The organism is Salinicola socius, from assembly GCF_001937195.1.
Classification (GTDB): Bacteria; Pseudomonadota; Gammaproteobacteria; order Pseudomonadales; family Halomonadaceae; genus Salinicola; species Salinicola socius.
The window spans coordinates 197,107-212,969 of sequence record NZ_MSDO01000002.1 but is presented as its reverse complement, the minus strand read 5'-3'; the positions used below and the strand labels follow the sequence as shown (position 1 = coordinate 212,969).

Annotated in this window: 18 protein-coding genes; 12 read left to right on the top strand and 6 right to left on the bottom strand. The window is 64.0% G+C overall.

All coding sequences use genetic code 11. The annotated features are described in order from the left end of the window. Positions 1-102: 102 nt before the first annotated feature. Positions 103-699, top strand: coding sequence for a hypothetical protein (locus tag BTW07_RS02705; RefSeq protein ID WP_075568606.1), 597 nt, complete (start codon positions 103-105; stop codon positions 697-699). Positions 700-764: 65 nt separating this feature from the next. Here the strand turns inward: BTW07_RS02705 and BTW07_RS02700 are convergent, their stop codons facing one another. Together BTW07_RS02700 and BTW07_RS02695 are read right to left on the bottom strand one after the other, a co-directional pair. Next, the gene (locus BTW07_RS02700; RefSeq protein ID WP_208605361.1) at positions 765-1,358 is read right to left on the bottom strand and encodes an FMN-dependent NADH-azoreductase; all 594 of its coding nucleotides are present in this window, start codon (positions 1,356-1,358) and stop codon (positions 765-767) included. After that, entirely contained in the window at positions 1,355-1,807 is a 453-nt protein-coding gene (locus tag BTW07_RS02695; protein ID WP_075568605.1) for a GNAT family N-acetyltransferase, read from the bottom strand. The genes BTW07_RS02700 and BTW07_RS02695 overlap by 4 nt, the downstream gene beginning before the upstream one ends. Before the next feature lie 89 nt (positions 1,808-1,896). Between BTW07_RS02695 and pdxR the strand changes: the two genes are divergently transcribed. Beyond that, entirely contained in the window at positions 1,897-3,303 is a 1,407-nt protein-coding gene (gene pdxR, locus BTW07_RS02690; protein WP_075568604.1) for a MocR-like pyridoxine biosynthesis transcription factor PdxR, read from the top strand. A 129-nt stretch (positions 3,304-3,432) separates the two neighbouring features. Beyond that, the gene (locus tag BTW07_RS02685; RefSeq protein WP_075568603.1) at positions 3,433-3,909 is read left to right on the top strand and encodes a carboxymuconolactone decarboxylase family protein; all 477 of its coding nucleotides are present in this window, start codon (positions 3,433-3,435) and stop codon (positions 3,907-3,909) included. A 31-nt stretch (positions 3,910-3,940) separates the two neighbouring features. On the opposite strand, the gene BTW07_RS02680 is transcribed toward BTW07_RS02685, so the two are convergent. Next, on the bottom strand, positions 3,941-4,609 hold the full coding sequence (locus BTW07_RS02680) for a helix-turn-helix domain-containing protein (RefSeq protein ID WP_232823882.1): 669 nt from the start codon (positions 4,607-4,609) through the stop codon (positions 3,941-3,943). On the opposite strand from BTW07_RS02680, the gene rhtA reads away from it, so the two are divergent. After that, on the top strand, positions 4,608-5,501 hold the full coding sequence (gene rhtA / locus BTW07_RS02675) for a threonine/homoserine exporter RhtA (RefSeq protein ID WP_075568602.1): 894 nt from the start codon (positions 4,608-4,610) through the stop codon (positions 5,499-5,501). The genes BTW07_RS02680 and rhtA overlap by 2 nt on opposite strands. A 23-nt stretch (positions 5,502-5,524) precedes the next feature. On the opposite strand, the gene BTW07_RS02670 is transcribed toward rhtA, so the two are convergent. Then, on the bottom strand, positions 5,525-6,127 hold the full coding sequence (locus BTW07_RS02670) for a cyclodeaminase/cyclohydrolase family protein (protein ID WP_075568601.1): 603 nt from the start codon (positions 6,125-6,127) through the stop codon (positions 5,525-5,527). A gap of 132 nt (positions 6,128-6,259) precedes the next feature. Next, entirely contained in the window at positions 6,260-6,841 is a 582-nt protein-coding gene (gene mntP, locus BTW07_RS02665; RefSeq protein WP_075568600.1) for a manganese efflux pump MntP, read from the bottom strand. 957 nt (positions 6,842-7,798) lie between these two features. Here mntP and BTW07_RS19980 point away from each other — a divergent pair. From BTW07_RS19980 to BTW07_RS02635, 7 genes are all read left to right on the top strand, one after another. Then, a complete protein-coding gene (locus tag BTW07_RS19980; RefSeq protein ID WP_167369271.1) occupies positions 7,799-7,972 on the top strand; it encodes a hypothetical protein in 174 nt (57 codons plus the stop codon). Between the two features lie 205 nt (positions 7,973-8,177). Beyond that, on the top strand, positions 8,178-9,131 hold the full coding sequence (locus BTW07_RS02660; protein ID WP_075568599.1) for a SctD/MshK family protein: 954 nt from the start codon (positions 8,178-8,180) through the stop codon (positions 9,129-9,131). Positions 9,132-9,171: 40 nt separating this feature from the next. Further along, positions 9,172-9,585, top strand: coding sequence for a hypothetical protein (locus BTW07_RS02655; protein WP_075568598.1), 414 nt, complete (start codon positions 9,172-9,174; stop codon positions 9,583-9,585). Then, on the top strand, positions 9,582-9,956 hold the full coding sequence (gene sctY / locus BTW07_RS02650; protein WP_083941442.1) for a type III secretion apparatus assembly chaperone SctY: 375 nt from the start codon (positions 9,582-9,584) through the stop codon (positions 9,954-9,956). The genes BTW07_RS02655 and sctY overlap by 4 nt, the downstream gene beginning before the upstream one ends. Next, positions 9,953-12,121: a type III secretion system export apparatus subunit SctV gene (sctV, locus tag BTW07_RS02645; protein ID WP_075568597.1), complete on the top strand. Its 2,169-nt coding sequence runs from the start codon at positions 9,953-9,955 to the stop codon at positions 12,119-12,121. Before sctY ends, sctV begins: the two co-directional genes overlap by 4 nt. A gap of 188 nt (positions 12,122-12,309) precedes the next feature. Next, positions 12,310-13,632, top strand: a complete 1,323-nt coding sequence (locus BTW07_RS02640) for a type II and III secretion system protein family protein (protein ID WP_083941440.1) — start codon at positions 12,310-12,312, stop codon at positions 13,630-13,632. A 61-nt stretch (positions 13,633-13,693) separates the two neighbouring features. Next, on the top strand, positions 13,694-14,143 hold the full coding sequence (locus BTW07_RS02635; protein ID WP_075568596.1) for a hypothetical protein: 450 nt from the start codon (positions 13,694-13,696) through the stop codon (positions 14,141-14,143). A 47-nt stretch (positions 14,144-14,190) separates the two neighbouring features. On the opposite strand, the gene BTW07_RS02630 is transcribed toward BTW07_RS02635, so the two are convergent. Next, positions 14,191-14,973 carry a tetratricopeptide repeat protein gene (locus tag BTW07_RS02630; RefSeq protein ID WP_158025848.1) on the bottom strand — a complete coding sequence of 261 codons (783 nt, stop codon included), beginning with the start codon at positions 14,971-14,973 and terminating at the stop codon, positions 14,191-14,193. A 236-nt stretch (positions 14,974-15,209) separates the two neighbouring features. Between BTW07_RS02630 and BTW07_RS02625 the strand changes: the two genes are divergently transcribed. Next, positions 15,210-15,776 carry a hypothetical protein gene (locus BTW07_RS02625; RefSeq protein ID WP_075568595.1) on the top strand — a complete coding sequence of 189 codons (567 nt, stop codon included), beginning with the start codon at positions 15,210-15,212 and terminating at the stop codon, positions 15,774-15,776. Positions 15,777-15,863 lie beyond the last annotated feature (87 nt).

Sequence of the window (15,863 nt, the reverse complement as noted above, 5' to 3'; positions counted from 1 at the left end):
AGGGAGGTCATTACCCATCGACTAACCACTCGCGGTAGAGTTCAGGCGTGGTCATCGTGAGTCCCATCGATGGTTCCAGGAGAAAACGTTCCAGGAGGAAACATGGAGTTCACCCAGGGAAAGAGATATCGAGCCGGTATCGTCGCTGCCAGCCTGCTGACGCTGATGCTGGCCGGTTGCTCGGATTCGTCTTCGGACAAGGACGACGCCGCCAGCGGCCAGGCGTCATCGGCGGAACAGCCCACCGCCCAGGAACCGACACGCCAGGACCAGACCACCGACGAGCCGACGCCGGGCATTGGTGGAGGAACCCGGGGCGGGGACGGTTCGACGATAACCCTGGACGCCCTGACGGCGTCGGATATCGGCGAGGCCAACCTCCCGGGCGAGCTGGGCTGCCAGTTCTCGACGGCGCAAGCCTCGCCGCTGCTGGTCGCGAAGGGGAATGTCGACTCGTCATCGGCGGCGCAAGGGGTGGTCAAGGTCTCCGGCTACGTGGAGCGGGTCTCGGCGCCCGGCGGATTCGACGGCATGACCGGCAACCCGACTTTCGAGGGCAAGGGCAAGACCCTCCGAATCGAGGTGACCGGCGAACCCAGCGGTGGCGGCGAGTCGCCCGCTCGGCCGGCGACGCTGACCTACGACCGCGCCGACGGCGCCCAGCGCACACTGGAAGGCGAGTGGCAGTGCGGTCCTTGATGCCGAATGCGTCGGGGATCTGCCCGTCGACGTGATGATGGGCTGTTCGAGGGGGTCGGCCGCCGTCAGTACCAGGCGTCGCCCAGCACGGCAACCGCCTCTGCGATCATCGCCTCGGGAGTGGCGCGTCGGCCGACCAGCCCTTCCAGATACACGAATTCCGGCGCTCGAATGCCTAGCGTACTCAGCACGGCTTCGAGATGCGGGGTGAGGAAATTGGGCTGTTTCGACTCTCCGGCGCGGTGAAAGCCACCGGAGCTGACGATGACCAGTGTCGGCCGGGCCGCCAGCAGGCCCACCTTGCCCTGCGGGGTCGGCGCGAAGGTTCGATGAATGCGCAGCACGTAATCGACCCAGAGCTTCAGCGCCGCGGGCATGCCGAAATTATGCATGGGGGTCGCGATGATCAGCCGGTCGGTGGATTCGAGCTCTTCGATCAGGCGCTCGGATAACTCAAGCGTCGCGTTCGAGCGAGGCAAGGGATCGCGCAGCGTCAGCGCCCGGGCGTAGTCCACCGTCAACGGCGGCAGCGGCTCGGCGGCGAGATCCCGTACCAGCAGGTCGCCTCCCTTTCGCGCCGCGATCTGCCGCGCCAGACGGTTACCCAGAGCCTCGTCGCGATGCGGACTGGCGGTCACGAGCAGTGTGGGTATCGTCACGATGCCATCTCCTCGACGCTCAAGGCTTCCACGAAGTGCATGCCTCGGGAAAGCAGGCCCTGCCGAAAGTAGAAGCGCTGTGCCAGCGCCATGCCCAGCCCGGTATCCAGCACCAGATGGCGACACGCCAGGGTTCTCGCCTCCTCGCGCACGGCCGCGATCAGCCGCGCCCCCAAACCGTGGCGTCGCCCTGCTGCGCTGACGACGAGATCGTCGACATAGACGAAGCGGCCATACAGCAGGTTTTCGGTCAGGCGATAGCCCGCCAGTCCGACGACCCGATTCGCCTCCCACGCCGCCAGCAGCCGATACCCCATGGCCATCTGGCCCATGATCCGGCTGACGAAGGTCTGCGGTGCATCGAGATGCGGGCGAAGCTCGCGCATGACATCGAAGCAGCGCAGACACTCCTGCTCCGTGGTCACCAGTAATAGTCGAACGGTCGTCATCGGACATCCTCCTGATAGAGCAGCCAGGGTAGAATCGGACGGACCCGCTTGGCAGCGCCAAGACGTCTTCGATCTTCTGGGACATCGACATGTCCAATACCCCACTTCGGCTCGACCGCACGCAGAACGTGCCGATCTACCGGCAGCTCTATCAGCGCCTGCGCGAAGCGATGACGGACGGGCGCCTGCCACCCGGCAAACGGGTGCCCTCGGTACGCAGCCTCGCCAGTGAGCTGAACCTGTCGCGCGGCACGGTCGAGCTGGCCTATCAGCTGCTGGTCAGCGAAGGGTATTTTCTGCCGCGAGGGCCGGCGGGAACCATCGTCTCCCCACACCTGCCCGATGCCACGGGACCGGCGGCGACATTGGAGGCGGCGACCGGGCAGGAACCAAAGCCTGATCTCGAACCGCCGCTACCCTTCCAACTGGGGCTGCCGGCGCTGGACGCCTTCCCCGACAAGTTGTGGACCCGCCTGACCCATCGCCGACTCAGGGCCCAGACCAGCGCCGAACTCAACTACCCGCCGCCGACCGGCCACCCGGCGCTGAAGCGCGCGCTGGTGAGCTACCTCGGCGTGTCGCGAGGCATCGCCTGCCAGCCCGAACAGATTTTCATCACCGACAGCTACCGCGACACGCTTGGCCTGATCTGTCGGGCACTGCTGAAACCCGGCGACAGCGGATGGTTCGAGGAGCCGGGCTATGTGATGGCGCGTGAAAGACTGCTGAACGACGGGATGCACCTGACGCCGGTGGGCGTCGACGCCGAGGGACTGAACGTCGAAGAAGGAGATTCCCGCGCCGCCCAAGCCCGTTTCGCCGTCGTCACGCCCACCCACCAGAGCCCCACCGGGGTGACGATGACGCTGGCCCGACGCCAGGCCTTGCTGGGGTGGGCGTGTCGTGAGGATGCCTGGGTGATCGAGGACGACTACGACAGCGAATATCGCTACCACGGCCATCCCGTACCGGCATTGAAGAGTCTCGATCACGATGGGCGCGTGCTCTATGCCGGCACGTTCAGCAAGGTGCTATTCCCCGCCATCAAACTGGCCTATCTGGTGGTTCCACTCTCTCAGGTCGCGATCTTTCAGCGTGCGATGCGGCGCCTGAGCCATGGCTGCCCGACGCTGACTCAGGCGGTGGTCGCGGATTTCATCGACGAAGGCCATTTTGCCCGCCACCTCAAGCGGATGCGGGCGCTCTACAAAGAGCGCCGTGAAAATCTTCGCCAGACGCTCGAGCACCATCTGGGCGATCGGATTCACATCGATCTGCAAGCCGGCGGAATGCACCTGCTGGCCCGTCTTCCCGACGGCACCGACGACGTGGCCATCGCGAACCGGGCCGCCAGCGCCGGGCTAGGTGGGCACGCGCTGTCCGAGTGGTCCCTGATCCCGACACGACAGTCCGGGCTGCTGCTGAGCTTCACCAACGTCACCGATACCGCCCACGCCGACGCGCTGGCCGCCCGGCTGGCCGCGCTCATGGCGTGACGCATCGCAGGTCGTCTCGCGATGGCCCAGAAATCGCCACCGTTTTTGGCTCTGTGAGAACGCCTTCCCGCATTTCATCCTGTCTCGGTACTCAAATCTCAACTCCCATGACCCAGACAGGTAAGCGACATGAAAGCCCGAGTGAACTACTACCAGACCTCTCCCCAGGCCGCCCAGAAGTACATCGATTTCAACATGGCGCTGTCGCAGAGCGACGTGATCAAGGAGATCAAGCATCTGGTGACGCTGCGCGCGTCCCAGCTCAACGGCTGCGCCTTCTGCGTCGACATGCACGTCAAGGAGGCGAAGATCGACGGCGAGCGCGAATTGCGCCTGCACCACGTTGCGCTGTGGCGGGAATCGACGCTGTTCACCCCGCGCGAGCGCGCCGCCCTGGCATGGACCGAAACGCTGACCCGGCTGCCCGAGCATGGGGTCGATGACGGCGCCTACGACCACGTTCGCAGCCACTTCTCCGAAGCGGAGCTCTCGGACCTGACCTTCCTGATCGTCGCCATCAACGGCTGGAATCGCCTCAGCATCGCCTTCCAGGCGATTCCCGGCTCCGCCGACAAGGCATTCGGACTGGACAAGGCCGGGCTGTAGAGTCGGTATCGCCCGCGCTCGCAGCTCGGCTTCAATACACCACGTTGCGAATGAAGCGCAGTCGACCAGCCCCATCGTTGCGATAGCGATAGGGCTGGTCGCTGGGATAGACGTGGAAGTCGCCGGCCTCGATCGTCACCTCACGCTCGCCGAGGTTCAGGGTCAGCGTCCCCTCGATCACCACCAGCATCTCGTGCCAGCCGGCGTCGTCCGCAGCCGATTCGTAGACGTCTCCCGGCTCCAGCGACCACGACCACAGTTCGACCTCCTGCCGTGCCGGCTTGCTCGCCAGCAGTCGAGCACGACTGTCGGGGTGCGCTCCCACCCAGGCGACCTCGTCGATACGCGCGGAGTCCTCGCTATCGGGCGGCTGGACCAGCGCATAGAACAGCACTCCCAAGACTTCGGCCAGGCGATCGAGCGTGTTCAGGCTGACGTTGACATCGCCCTTTTCGATATTGACCAGCATGCGTCGGCTCACCCCGGCCTGATCGGCCAGCGCCTGCTGGCTCAGCCCCGCGGCCTGGCGCCGACGCCTGACATTGGCAGCCACGTGGACCAGTACGTCGGGACGCTCGTTAGACTTGTGCAATATATTGCCCATCCGTACAATCGCGGCTCTCGTCGAATGCCACTCGCCACCGGCGGCGAATGGCAACGTCTGGCGAGCCATCATGCCGCAGACGTCAGGGGGTGTCATGTCAGTCGCCATGCGCGAAATGCTTGCCAGGATCTGGCCGGTGGCCATGCTGATCGTGGCGATGTGCTCGATCCAGAGCGGCGCTTCTGTCGCCAAGTCGCTGTTCCCGGTCATCGGTGCCACCGGCACGACCTCGATTCGCCTGATCATCGCCGCCCTGCTGCTGCTGATCGTCATGCGACCCTGGCGCCAGCCGCTGAGCCGTCGCGCCTGGAAATCGACGCTGATCTACGGCGTCTCCCTCGGCGTCATGAATCTCCTCTTCTACCAGGCCTTGCGGACCGTACCGCTGGGTATCGCCGTGGCGCTGGAATTCACCGGGCCGCTGGCGGTGGCGATGCTCTCGTCGCGGCGCTGGCTGGACCTGCTATGGGTGGCACTCGCGGTACTCGGCCTGATCTGCCTGCTGCTGCTGGGCGATGGCGGCAGCGGCCCGATCGACCCTTATGGCGCGGCCTGCGCCCTCGGCGCCGGCGTCTGCTGGGCGCTCTACATTCTGTTTGGACAGAAGGCCGGGGCCATCAACGGCGCCCAGAGCGCCACGCTTGGCATCACCATCGCCGCCGTCGTCATCGCTCCGGTGGGGTTGCTGGATGTAGGCACGGCGATGTTCGCGCCGGAGGTGCTGCCCTACGCGCTGGCGGTGGCGGTGCTCTCCACCGCGCTGCCTTACACGCTCGAGATGATCGCGATGCCGCGGCTGCCGACGCAGACCTTTGGCACGCTGATGAGCCTGGAGCCAGCAGTTGGCGCCCTCTCAGGGCTGCTGTTCCTGGGTCAGTTGCTGAGCACCCTGCAATGGATGGCGATCGGGCTGGTGATTGCCGCGTCGATCGGCACGACGCTGTCGATCCGGCGGCGCGACACCTTCGAGACGCCGGTGCCGGACTGAGCCGCCGGCGCCGGGGAAATGGATCAGCCGGCGAGACCAAGTCGCTGGCATTGGGCTTGGGCGCTATCGCGGAGCTCGCCACAACGAATCTCGAGCTCGCGACGCTTGCCTTGATCGGGCAGCGCCTCAAGATTGGCCTCGATACCGATCAATAGCGCGTCCAGCGCGGCCCTGAGCATCGTCGCACCTGCCAGCGTGTCGCTACGCATCGCCCGAGAGGTCAGGGACAGCGCCTCGACCGCCAGCTCCAATGCTTTCTGACACCGCTCGGCAGCCGCCAGCGGAATCCGGATCGAAGCGTCGCGGGCTTCGTTCAAGGCGCTCTCGCGCTGGTTCGATTCGGCGTCGGTATCGCTCGGCAGGCGCTGCGCTTCGAGATACTTGGCGAACGCCGCAGCGTCATCGTCGACAGCTTCAGCCAGTGCTCTCTGGAGCGCATCCCCCTCGGCGACGAGACGCTGCCGATCCGCTTGCGGTTCGCCGCGATGCAGCCGCACCCCCTTGAGGACCAATGACAATCCCAGGCAGCCATTGACTGCCGCAGCGGCACCACAACCCGGCGTGGAACGGGTCTCAACGGCGTGCTGGAAATCGGCGAGCGATTGTCGCCAGAGCGAGGACGGCATGGCGCCACTCCATGATGGAATCACGGTTAAGCATAGCCGGGGCGCGGCGGCAGCGCGCGAGTCGTCGACCCAGAACGAGCGGTGCCCGGATTCAACAGCCGTGGCAGATGCTGGTGGGCCGGATGACGGGCGTCAGCCCATATGGGCGAACAGGTGCTCGTAGAGGACAGCGATGCCGATCGCGATCAGCACGAATCCGCCCGCGATCTCGGCGCGCTTGCCGATGATCGCGCCGATCACCCGTCCGAGCATGATGCCGGCAGTCACCATGACCGTGGTCGCGATGCCGATAGCCGCTGCCGCGACCAGGATGTTGACGTCGGCGAATGCCAGCGTCACCCCGACCGCCATGGCATCGATACTGGTCGCGAGCGCGGTCACCGCGAGCAGCCAGACCGATTTACGCGCCGGCGCCTCCTGTTCATCCGTCTCGCTGTCGGCCGTCTTGAATCCTTCCCGGATCATGTGCGCCCCGAGCGCGCCCAGCAGCACGAAAGCGATCCAGTGATCCCACTCGGAGACGAATCGCGTCGCCGCCAGGCCGATGGCCCAGCCGATAACCGGTGTAATCGTTTCGACGGTGCCGAAGATGACGCCGATTCGCAGCGCTTCAGGAAAGCGCGAACGCTTGAGGGCCGCTCCCTTGCCGATCGATGCGGCGAAGGCATCGGTCGACATGGCGAAAGCGAGCAACAGGAGGGATGCAGGGTTCATGGTCTTGTCCAGCCGGTAATGTCGCCACGACACCCGCAAAGACCGACTTTGCGCTGCGGGTGTCCATGGTCTCGCCAACCGGACTCGGCGTTCGTGCCACGGCATTGCCGGGTCTGTTGACACGAGCATCACCGCCAGCATTTGACGCAGCGGTGATCGGCTACTCCCCAAGGAGGAGTTCGACTATAGACACGCCTCACACGAACATCAATAAATGATTGAATTTAAAGACAAAATTCACCACGGTTAATTCGTGTCGTTGACGTTAATCAAGTTAACGTCGGTTGGACATTGATGACGAGGTTGCAGACGATCGGCAGGAAGCCTCCGGCAAGAACGATAGGTCGACGCGGCAACGGGAGAGCATTGGTACGGCCTCAGACGGATGTCTCGTTACGCCTGCCCTCGACTCGTGCAGATCATAAATCCTCGAGTGACGCCATTGAACGACACGCCCCATCGCCAATTGTCTGCCATTAAAGACAGCTATCCGAGAAATGAATTCTGCTAATTAAGAAAATTATGATTATTTAAATGAGCCGTCACTTCCCGCACCAGGAATTCATCCATTTGCGCATTTTACTGCACAAACTCGGTAGCGATTCCACAAATCGGAATCGGCATAGATGGCTCGACAGGCAATTTAAACGCTCATTTAAATGTCATATCCTGTAATTATTGCATACCCAGCGGGAGTTGAACGAGCATTCAAAAAAGATAAAAATATTAATTTTTAGACACTTGAAGAATATCCTAGGATTTCTTTTGGTTACCCAAAAACACACAACACATCAAAGTTTTACTTCCTGGCCGCTGCGATGTCATGGCTACCCAGTAGTCTTGATCCTGTTAGATTGGATTCCTGATTATTCGCCGAGAGCTGGGAATCATTCTGGCGTTCTTTGTCGAGCCGCGGATACTGCGGACTTTGAATCTCACGCTATTAGGAGAAATACCATGGCTGATACTCCTGCAATCGATCCGTCAACTTCGAATGACAGCGCTGACTCTTCCATCAGTCAGTTGAAGGCAGTCTTCGATCAGGCAATCGAGAAATCCGCGGAAATCACCAAGGTCACGACCGAGAAGAAAACCATGCTCGACGCGACCAAGCAGCGCCCGCAGAACTGATGCGGAAAGTCGCGGGGAGCGCCACGCTGCCCGCGACGCCCTATCGACCACACCTTGCGTCGTGGCCCTCGCGATCGAGGCGACCAGGTCGAGTGGCGAAAAGGATACCGTTCTTCGGAGTTTTCTTGGCTATCCGCCCGGTGATTGCGGCACGAATAGCCAAGGGATCTCTCACTGCTTCGTACGACATTAGCGAGTTAACCGCATGGAATCCGTCACCTCCTCTCTGGCGTCGGCACGCGAAATCGTTACGACGCTCACCGTTACCGCCGGCTTGCATCGTGGCGCCGCGGTAGATCTGACCGACACCGTCTGTCGGATCGGCAGCCAAGACACTGCCGACGTCCTGCTCAGCGACGCCGGAATAGCGCCAGAGCACCTGGTGCTGCGTTTTCACGGCCGGCAAATGGCCGTCGAGGCCGTCGGCGGCGATATCGTCATCAACGGTCGAACCGTCACTCAAGGCACTGGGCTGCGTAGCGAGCTCCCCGCAGAACTGTGCTGTGGTGGCGTGACGCTGACGTTATCGCGACCCGAGGCACCCGCGATAATGCCGACGCTGCCCAGGCTACCGCCGTTGTCGCCACGCTGGCGAACCTCCCTTAACCGTGGCGCGACGATGCTCGCTCTCGTGGCGACGCTGGGGGTGCTGGCGGTCTATGAATTCATCGACGTCAATCAGGCGGGTGCCAACATCGGCGGCTACCCCCTCAGGGCCAAGCTGGATCCACAGGTGCTCGAGGGGGTCAGCCAGATGGTAGCCGACGCGCGCCCGGGCCCGGCAGAAGCGCTGCGCCAGCACCTGGCCGATGCCGGTCTCGCCTCGCTCTCCGTGACCGACCACGGCGCCTATCTCAGCGTGTCCGGTGACTACGCCGCGAATCAGGTCGACGCCTGGCATCAGACGCAGCGCTGGTTCGATCAGCACTTCGGAAGCCACCAGGTGCTGCTCAACACCGCGCGGCCACGAGTGGCTCCTGCCCGGCCCGACCTGAAACTGCAAGCCGTCTGGCTTGGAACCAACCCCTACGTCATCGACAACCGGGGAAAACGGCTCTATCCCGGCGCGGCGCTGGCATCGGGCTGGGTGATTTCCGCCATTCAACCCGAGCAGGTGTTGTTGCGTCGCGGTGACGACCAGTTCGCGCTAACGCTCTGAACGACAACCACGATTGATGCATTGACCTGGCTACCGCCTCATGAAGATCACCGATCGACCGATTCCCGATGATCGCCATCGCGCCACGAGCGTCGAGGTCACATCGACTCGGCACGCCGACAGGACCGCGGCCCGCGATGAGGCTTTCACCCGCGCGGCCAGCAAGGCCCGAGGACGCGACGCCGACCGCCCCGCCCTGGCCGAGCGCCTCGATGCCCTGGCGAGCCCCGAGGCCAACGATGCTCGCAGCTACGACAATCAGCGCAGCATCGAACTCCTTCAGCATGTGATCGATAGTGTCCTGCCCTCGATGGATGCAGACGATGACACCGTCTCCACGGCCAGGATCATCATGGGTGAAGAACTCGACTGGCGTCAGGCCTGGGAGAGCCGCCTGACCGACGCCACACTCGCCCCGGCAGGCGACGATCTCGACGAGGAGCGTTTCACTTGAACCAGTCCCCTGGCTCGGTCAACGATCGCGACGCCGTCGATCTGCTGCACCTGATGGGCCATCTCTATCTTAAAAGCGGCCAGACTCGACGCGGCATGGTCATGTTGCTGATCGCCAATCGCATGGCGCCGGATCACGCCGGCGTTCTGCGCGCGCTATGCCGGGGGTTTCTGGCCAGCGGCAATGGCGCGCGCGCGCTCAACGTGATAGCGCGGCTCGAGGCGAACCACGAACACGACGCCACGCTGATCCTGCTGCGCAGCCGTGCCGAATGGCTGACCGGCGAGCGCGCTTTGGCCCGACGTCATTTCCAGCGTTACCTCGAACAGCGCCGTCACGATGACACCGCCTGCGGAGAATCCGCGCCATGAACAAATTTCTCGGTCGCCTCAACACCTTGGCCCGCCGCGCCTCCCAGCGCAGCGACGTGGTGATCGCCGCGTTCATGGTGCTGGCAGTGGTGATGATGATCATTCCGCTCCCCACTGCCATGGTGGATGCGCTGATCGGCATCAACATCGGTTTCAGTCTGCTGATTCTGATCGTGGCGTTCTACATCTCGCACCCGGTGGAGTTCTCCTCGCTGCCGCCGATCATCCTGCTGGCGACGCTGTTTCGTCTGGCCCTGTCGATCACCACGACCCGGCTGATCCTGCTCGAAGGCGATGCCGGCCAGATCGTCAACGCCTTCGGCAACTTCGTCATTGCCGGAGAAGTCGTCATCGGCATGGTGGTGTTCTTGATCATCACGGTGGCCCAGTTCCTGGTCATCACCAAAGGCTCGGAGCGCGTCGCCGAGGTCGCCGCCCGATTTACCCTCGATGCCATGCCCGGCAAGCAGATGAGCATCGACAACGAACTGCGCAACGGCGACATCGACAACGTCGAGGCTCGCCGGCGACGCTCGCTGCTGGAGAGCGAAAGCCAGCTCTACGGGGCCATGGACGGGGCGATGAAGTTCGTCAAGGGCGACGCCATTGCCGGACTGGTGATTCTCTTCGTCAACCTGATCGGCGGCTTGCTGATCGGGATGCTGGAGCACGACATGCCATTCGGCGATGCGGTGGAAACCTACTCGCTGCTGACCGTCGGCGATGGCTTGATCGCCCAGATCCCGGCGCTACTGATCTCGATCGGCGCCGGCACCGTGGTGACCCGCGTCAGTTCCGACAATGCCAGCGACCTGGGTAGCGAGATCGTCGGCCAGTTGGGTAGCAACGCCAGAGCGCTGGGCCTGACCGCCGCGGTACTGTTCTGCGCCGCTTTCGTGCCGGGCTTCGCCACCGGCGTGTTCCTGGCCCTGGCGGGGTTGCTGGGCAGCGCCGCTTACTTCCTGCGCCGACGCCATCTGCGCGAGCAGGCGGCCGAGCAAGCCGATCAGAGCGACACCGATGCCGACCACGGCGCATCGTCGACCTCCGGTGATGCCGCCGCCGAGTCGCAGGGCGACGCCTCTTCCCGGCAGGCCGATGACGATCCCCGCCAACATCGCGTCATGCTGTGCCTGGGTGCCGGGCTGGCCGACACGCTATCGCTGGATGTCCTGCGGGAAGGCGTGCAGGCCGCCCGCGAGCGCGTCGAGCGCGACCTGGGAATTGCCATTCCCTCGGTCGGACTGAGAATCGAGCCGGGCCTTGCCGCCCGCCGCTTCGCCGTCGAGCTGGACGAAGTGCCGGTGCTCAACGGCGAGCTGGCGGCATCTCGGCTGCTGCTGGATGACGACGCCAGCACACTGGAGCTCCTCGAGCTGACGCCGGAAACCGAGCCGGCGCTGGTCGGCCGCGGCACCTGGCAGTGGCTACCGTCCTCCGCTGGCACCGCACTCTTTGATGCTGGCGTGCGCTACCGCACGCCGGATCAGGTACTGGAGCACTGCCTGGAGCGCACGCTGACGCGCTACGCCGGTGACTTTGTCGGTATTCAGGAAGCGCGTGCGCTGCTCGCCCGAATGGAAACGGATTACGCCGAACTGGTCACCGAAGCGGTTCGCGTCGTCTCGCTGCAGAAGATGGCGGAGATCCTGCGGCGCCTGGTCAACGAAGGGGTCCCTGTCCGCTCGATGCGCACCATTCTCGAGGCGATGGTGACCTGGGGACCGCAGGAATCCAGCAGCGCAAGGCTCGCCGATCGCATCCGCGTTGCCATGGCGCGCCAAATCTGTCACCGCCATGCACGGAGCGACAGAGTGCTACCGGCCTGGGTCGCCACCCGACCGCTGGAAGAAGCGCTGCGCGCCGCCCAACGGCATGCCGAGGATCAGCCGCTGCGCAGCGGGTTACCGGCACCGCTGTCTCGAGCGCTAGGCGCCTGGTTCCAACAGCAGCTGGCGGCTCTCGATAACGACCTGCAGCCGGTCGTCGTGGTCGCCGGCGACGTCCGCGCGTCGCTGCAACAATGGCTCAAGCAACAGGAGATCGACCTCGCGGCCATGGCCTGGACCGAAATCGCCCCCGAATTCAGTCTTCAGGCCATCGCCCAGGTACGGCTGCCGAAGCCGACGCCGAGAAGAGAGACCGAGGCTCAGACAAAGGGATAAAAAGCGCTGACAAAGTGACAGAAAGCGCTGACAAAGCCGTAACATGATGACAGGACTCTGGATTCCGGTGTCGAAGCTCGACTACGCGCGCGTTGCCGAGCCGCGATAACGCAACTAGCGATGGACAACGACAGCGATGGACAACGACAGGGATGGAATACGCTCGTGACACAGTGGCAGAAAGCTTCATGAAAGCAGGCGCAATCTCCGGCGCGAGTTTCATCGAGACGAGCGTGCGCCTCCTCACGCAATTGTTGATCCTGCTGATCACCGTTGTCGCCTTGCCCGCCAGCGGCGACGTCGCCATCGATGATGCGGGCGGAGCCATGACGCTGGAGACCGGCCAGGGGCGTGTCTTGCGATTCGATCGGCAGGTCGCTTCGGTGTTCGTCGCCAACCCGGCAATCGCCGATGTGCAGGTGGTCTCCCCCGGTGTGATCTACCTGTTCGGCAAGCAGAGTGGCGATACCAATCTGATCGCCCTCGGCGCCGACGACGAGAGCCAGGCGTCTTTGCGCCTGCTGGTCCGCGACGGCGATGGGCAAGCCCGACAGGCCTTGCGGGGGCTCGATGGCGACAGTCAGGTCCGGCTACACATGGCCGGCAATCAGCTGGTGGCCGATGGCAGTAGCGCCTCGGTCGATGGCGCCATGGCGACACAGTCGACGCTCGACGCCCAGTCGCCAGCCGGCGGCGCCCTCAACCGCTCGACCTTTGAGGGCGCCAACCAGATCAATATCCGGGTGCGTTTTGCCGAGGTCGCCCGTGAGGAGCTGCTGAGCTACGGCATCAGCTGGAATGCGCTGATCAACAACGGTTCGTTCTCGTTCGGCGTGCTGACCAGCAATATCGCCAGCTCGCCGACCAGTGAGGGCGTCGATGGCCTGCTGCAGGCTCTGCAGCAGAACAATCTGCTGCAGATTCTCGCCGAACCCAATATCACCACGGTCTCGGGGCAGACGGCGAGTTTCCTGGCCGGCGGCGAGGTGCCGATCCCGGTACCGGTCAACAGTGATCTGGTAGGCATCCAGTACAAGCAATTCGGTGTCTCTCTGTTGAGCACGCCGACGCTGCTGCCTAACGGCCGCATCTCGATGGAAGTCCGGCCAGAGGTCAGCAGCCTGACCAGCGACAATGTCCAGATCGCCGGCTACGACGTGCCATCGTTGCAGGTGCGGCGGGCCGACACCGTGGTCGAAGTCGGCAGCGGCCAGACCTTCGCCATCGCCGGGCTGTTCCAGCGCCAGGCTTCCAACGAGATCGAGCGCGTCCCGGTGCTGGGCGATATCCCGATTCTGGGCCAGCTGTTCCGGTCACGCCGCTTCCAGCGCAACGAGACCGAACTGGTGATCCTGATCACGCCGTACCTGGTCCGCCCCTCCTCCTCGCCGGCCCCGAGAACGCCGCTGGATCAGGCCCGGGTCAGTCGTGATCCGCGATTGGGAGATGACCCGGCGCAGCACGCGAGGTCGGCGGGCGCCGACGATCCCTTCGGCTTCTACCTGCGATGAGACGAGTGGCGATACAGCGAGTGGCGATGAGAGACACCGCAATGACCGAGGAGAACCCCTCATGTCTCGAGTATTGATCCTGTCGGCCGAGGTGAGCCGACGCCTGGCACCGCTGCTGGTGCTGACGCTACTGGCCGGCTGCCAGTCTTCGATGGGGCCGATGAGCTGGACCAGCGGCTATCGCCAGGTGGCCGTGGCCAATCCACAATCGGCTGACGTCACGGTCGGGCAGATGGCGACGCTGCCCAATCTCTGCCAGTCGCAGCCGGAGGACGAGGGGTTGATCACGCTCCCTCCGGGCTGCGCCAACGATCTCAATCTTCAGTTGATGGTCGCCGATCCCCGGGACTTGACCCACGGTCGAGACATGGGACCGGCGATGGCGGGACCGGTCGCCAAGGCCGCCAGCGAGCGCCTCGATGATCGCGCCCGTGCCAACGAGCGGCGCGCCATGCTGGAAAACGAAGCCCGCAGTGCCATGGGCAATACCGCGACGACCGGTGGCCTGTGAAGGCTCGGGACATGAGCTGCACGACGGATGGCCGGCCCGATCCCCGCTCAAGGCTCGTTGAAGGAGGCCATGGCCATGCCCAGCGCCTGGGCACGCTCGGCAGCGCCGGGCAGTGCGGCGAGGCGTTCGGCGCTGGCAATCAGCGATTCACGCTTCGCGATCGCCAGGTCGGGAATTTCGATCCGACGTGCCTGATCGGTCTGGCCGGCGAGCACCAGTACCAGAATGAGGTTGCGGTAATGACGCGCTTCGGCCAACGGGGAGTCGGTGATCTGGCGCATCGCGGCAATCGCCTCGGCGTGATCACCGGCCAGCGACTCGGCCAGCGCCAGATTGGCCAGCACATCCAGGTCTCGCGGTGCGAGCGCCCGGGCTCTGGAGAACGCCTCGACGGCCTGCGAGGGGCGCCCCACCAGGGCCTGCGCAGCGCCGAGCCGGCTCCATCCGGCCACACTGTCGACGTCGGGAGCGGCGCGAGACAGGCTTCGCAGCGCACTTTCGGGCTCGCCAAGCCGCAATTGCGCCGTCCCCAGACCGAGCAGTGCCGGCGCCAGATCGATATCGTCGCTCAACGCTGCGCGAAAGGCCTCTGCGGCCGCAGCGGGCTCACCGGCAGCAAGGCGCGCGTTGCCCAGACGAATCTGAATGTCGGGAGAGGCACCGTTCTGCGCCAGGGCGCGTTGGTACATCGCCGCCGCCGTGGCGTGATCGCCACGTTGATCGATATCGTCGGCCAGCTTGAGCAGACGGGCTTCGCTGCTGTCGGTAGGCGTCGACGCACAGGCAGAGAGCACAAGGCTCAGGCAGAGTGCCGTCAGCGTGCACTTCACGCGAGAATCATCAATCCGAGAATGCGTCAAAAATGCCTTCATCCGTGAGTCAGTCCAGCAGCAAGAGAGAGGGGAAGACAGCGTACCCGAGAACCCGTCGCTTGGGGCGAGACGGCATGTCAATGAACCGTGACGCACCGTTACAAAACATAAGCGAAAGCCACGAAAAGAGATACAAGCCGCCGCAAAACGGTCACCGCGATCTTGCTAGGGTAGAAAATCGGCGTCGTCGATCGATGTCAGCCGCCATCCTGCTGCTACTGACGATGCTGACGGCCCCCTGGGGCAGCGCGCTGGCAGCGCAGGCACCTTGGGCGGAACGCAGCTACCGCTATGTGGTGATCGACCAGAGCGTGCGCGATGTGCTTCAGGAATTCGGCCGCAACCTGTCGCTCCCGGTCGAAGTCAGCGCTGCCGTGGACGGCGAGGTGCGTGGCGATATCCATGCCACCACTGCCGGGGAGTTTCTGGAGAAGGTCTGCCAGTCCAACGGCCTGGCGTGGTTTTTCGATGGGTACGTGCTGCACGTTGCCGCGCGTGAAGAGCTGGCCCGGCGCAGCTTCGATCTCGATGACGTGGAAATACCGCTTCTCAGAGACGACCTCGAGGCGGCAGCGATCGGCGCACCGTTGAGTATCGACTTTCTCGACGGCCGCGATCGGCTGGAGGCGATGGGCCCGCCATCCTGGCTCGAGGAGGTGGCGCAGCGCGTCGAATCACTTCGTCGAACACCCTCGCCCTCGACGCCGGGAGAGGTCAGGGTCTTTCGCGGCAGCGTGGCAGCGCCGACGGCGAGCGAATGAGCGAATGAGCATTGCGGACAGATGAAAACGCGGTAGACGGCCGTTATCGATCATGGCTGGCCGTTTCTGAAGCGCCGTTCCTGGGAG

Coding starts and splice junctions, on each gene's coding strand:
- BTW07_RS19980 (WP_167369271.1), top strand. CDS start 7,799: ATGGCTGATACTCCTGCAATCGATCCGTCAACTTCGAATGACAGCGCT.
- rhtA (WP_075568602.1), top strand. CDS start 4,608: ATGTCAGTCGCCATGCGCGAAATGCTTGCCAGGATCTGGCCGGTGGCC.
- pdxR (WP_075568604.1), top strand. CDS start 1,897: ATGTCCAATACCCCACTTCGGCTCGACCGCACGCAGAACGTGCCGATC.
- BTW07_RS02680 (WP_232823882.1), bottom strand. CDS start 4,609: ATGACACCCCCTGACGTCTGCGGCATGATGGCTCGCCAGACGTTGCCA.
- BTW07_RS02635 (WP_075568596.1), top strand. CDS start 13,694: ATGTCTCGAGTATTGATCCTGTCGGCCGAGGTGAGCCGACGCCTGGCA.
- mntP (WP_075568600.1), bottom strand. CDS start 6,841: ATGAACCCTGCATCCCTCCTGTTGCTCGCTTTCGCCATGTCGACCGAT.
- BTW07_RS02705 (WP_075568606.1), top strand. CDS start 103: ATGGAGTTCACCCAGGGAAAGAGATATCGAGCCGGTATCGTCGCTGCC.
- BTW07_RS02655 (WP_075568598.1), top strand. CDS start 9,172: ATGAAGATCACCGATCGACCGATTCCCGATGATCGCCATCGCGCCACG.
- BTW07_RS02660 (WP_075568599.1), top strand. CDS start 8,178: ATGGAATCCGTCACCTCCTCTCTGGCGTCGGCACGCGAAATCGTTACG.
- BTW07_RS02640 (WP_083941440.1), top strand. CDS start 12,310: ATGAAAGCAGGCGCAATCTCCGGCGCGAGTTTCATCGAGACGAGCGTG.
- BTW07_RS02670 (WP_075568601.1), bottom strand. CDS start 6,127: ATGCCGTCCTCGCTCTGGCGACAATCGCTCGCCGATTTCCAGCACGCC.
- BTW07_RS02685 (WP_075568603.1), top strand. CDS start 3,433: ATGAAAGCCCGAGTGAACTACTACCAGACCTCTCCCCAGGCCGCCCAG.
- BTW07_RS02695 (WP_075568605.1), bottom strand. CDS start 1,807: ATGACGACCGTTCGACTATTACTGGTGACCACGGAGCAGGAGTGTCTG.
- BTW07_RS02625 (WP_075568595.1), top strand. CDS start 15,210: ATGTCAGCCGCCATCCTGCTGCTACTGACGATGCTGACGGCCCCCTGG.
- sctV (WP_075568597.1), top strand. CDS start 9,953: ATGAACAAATTTCTCGGTCGCCTCAACACCTTGGCCCGCCGCGCCTCC.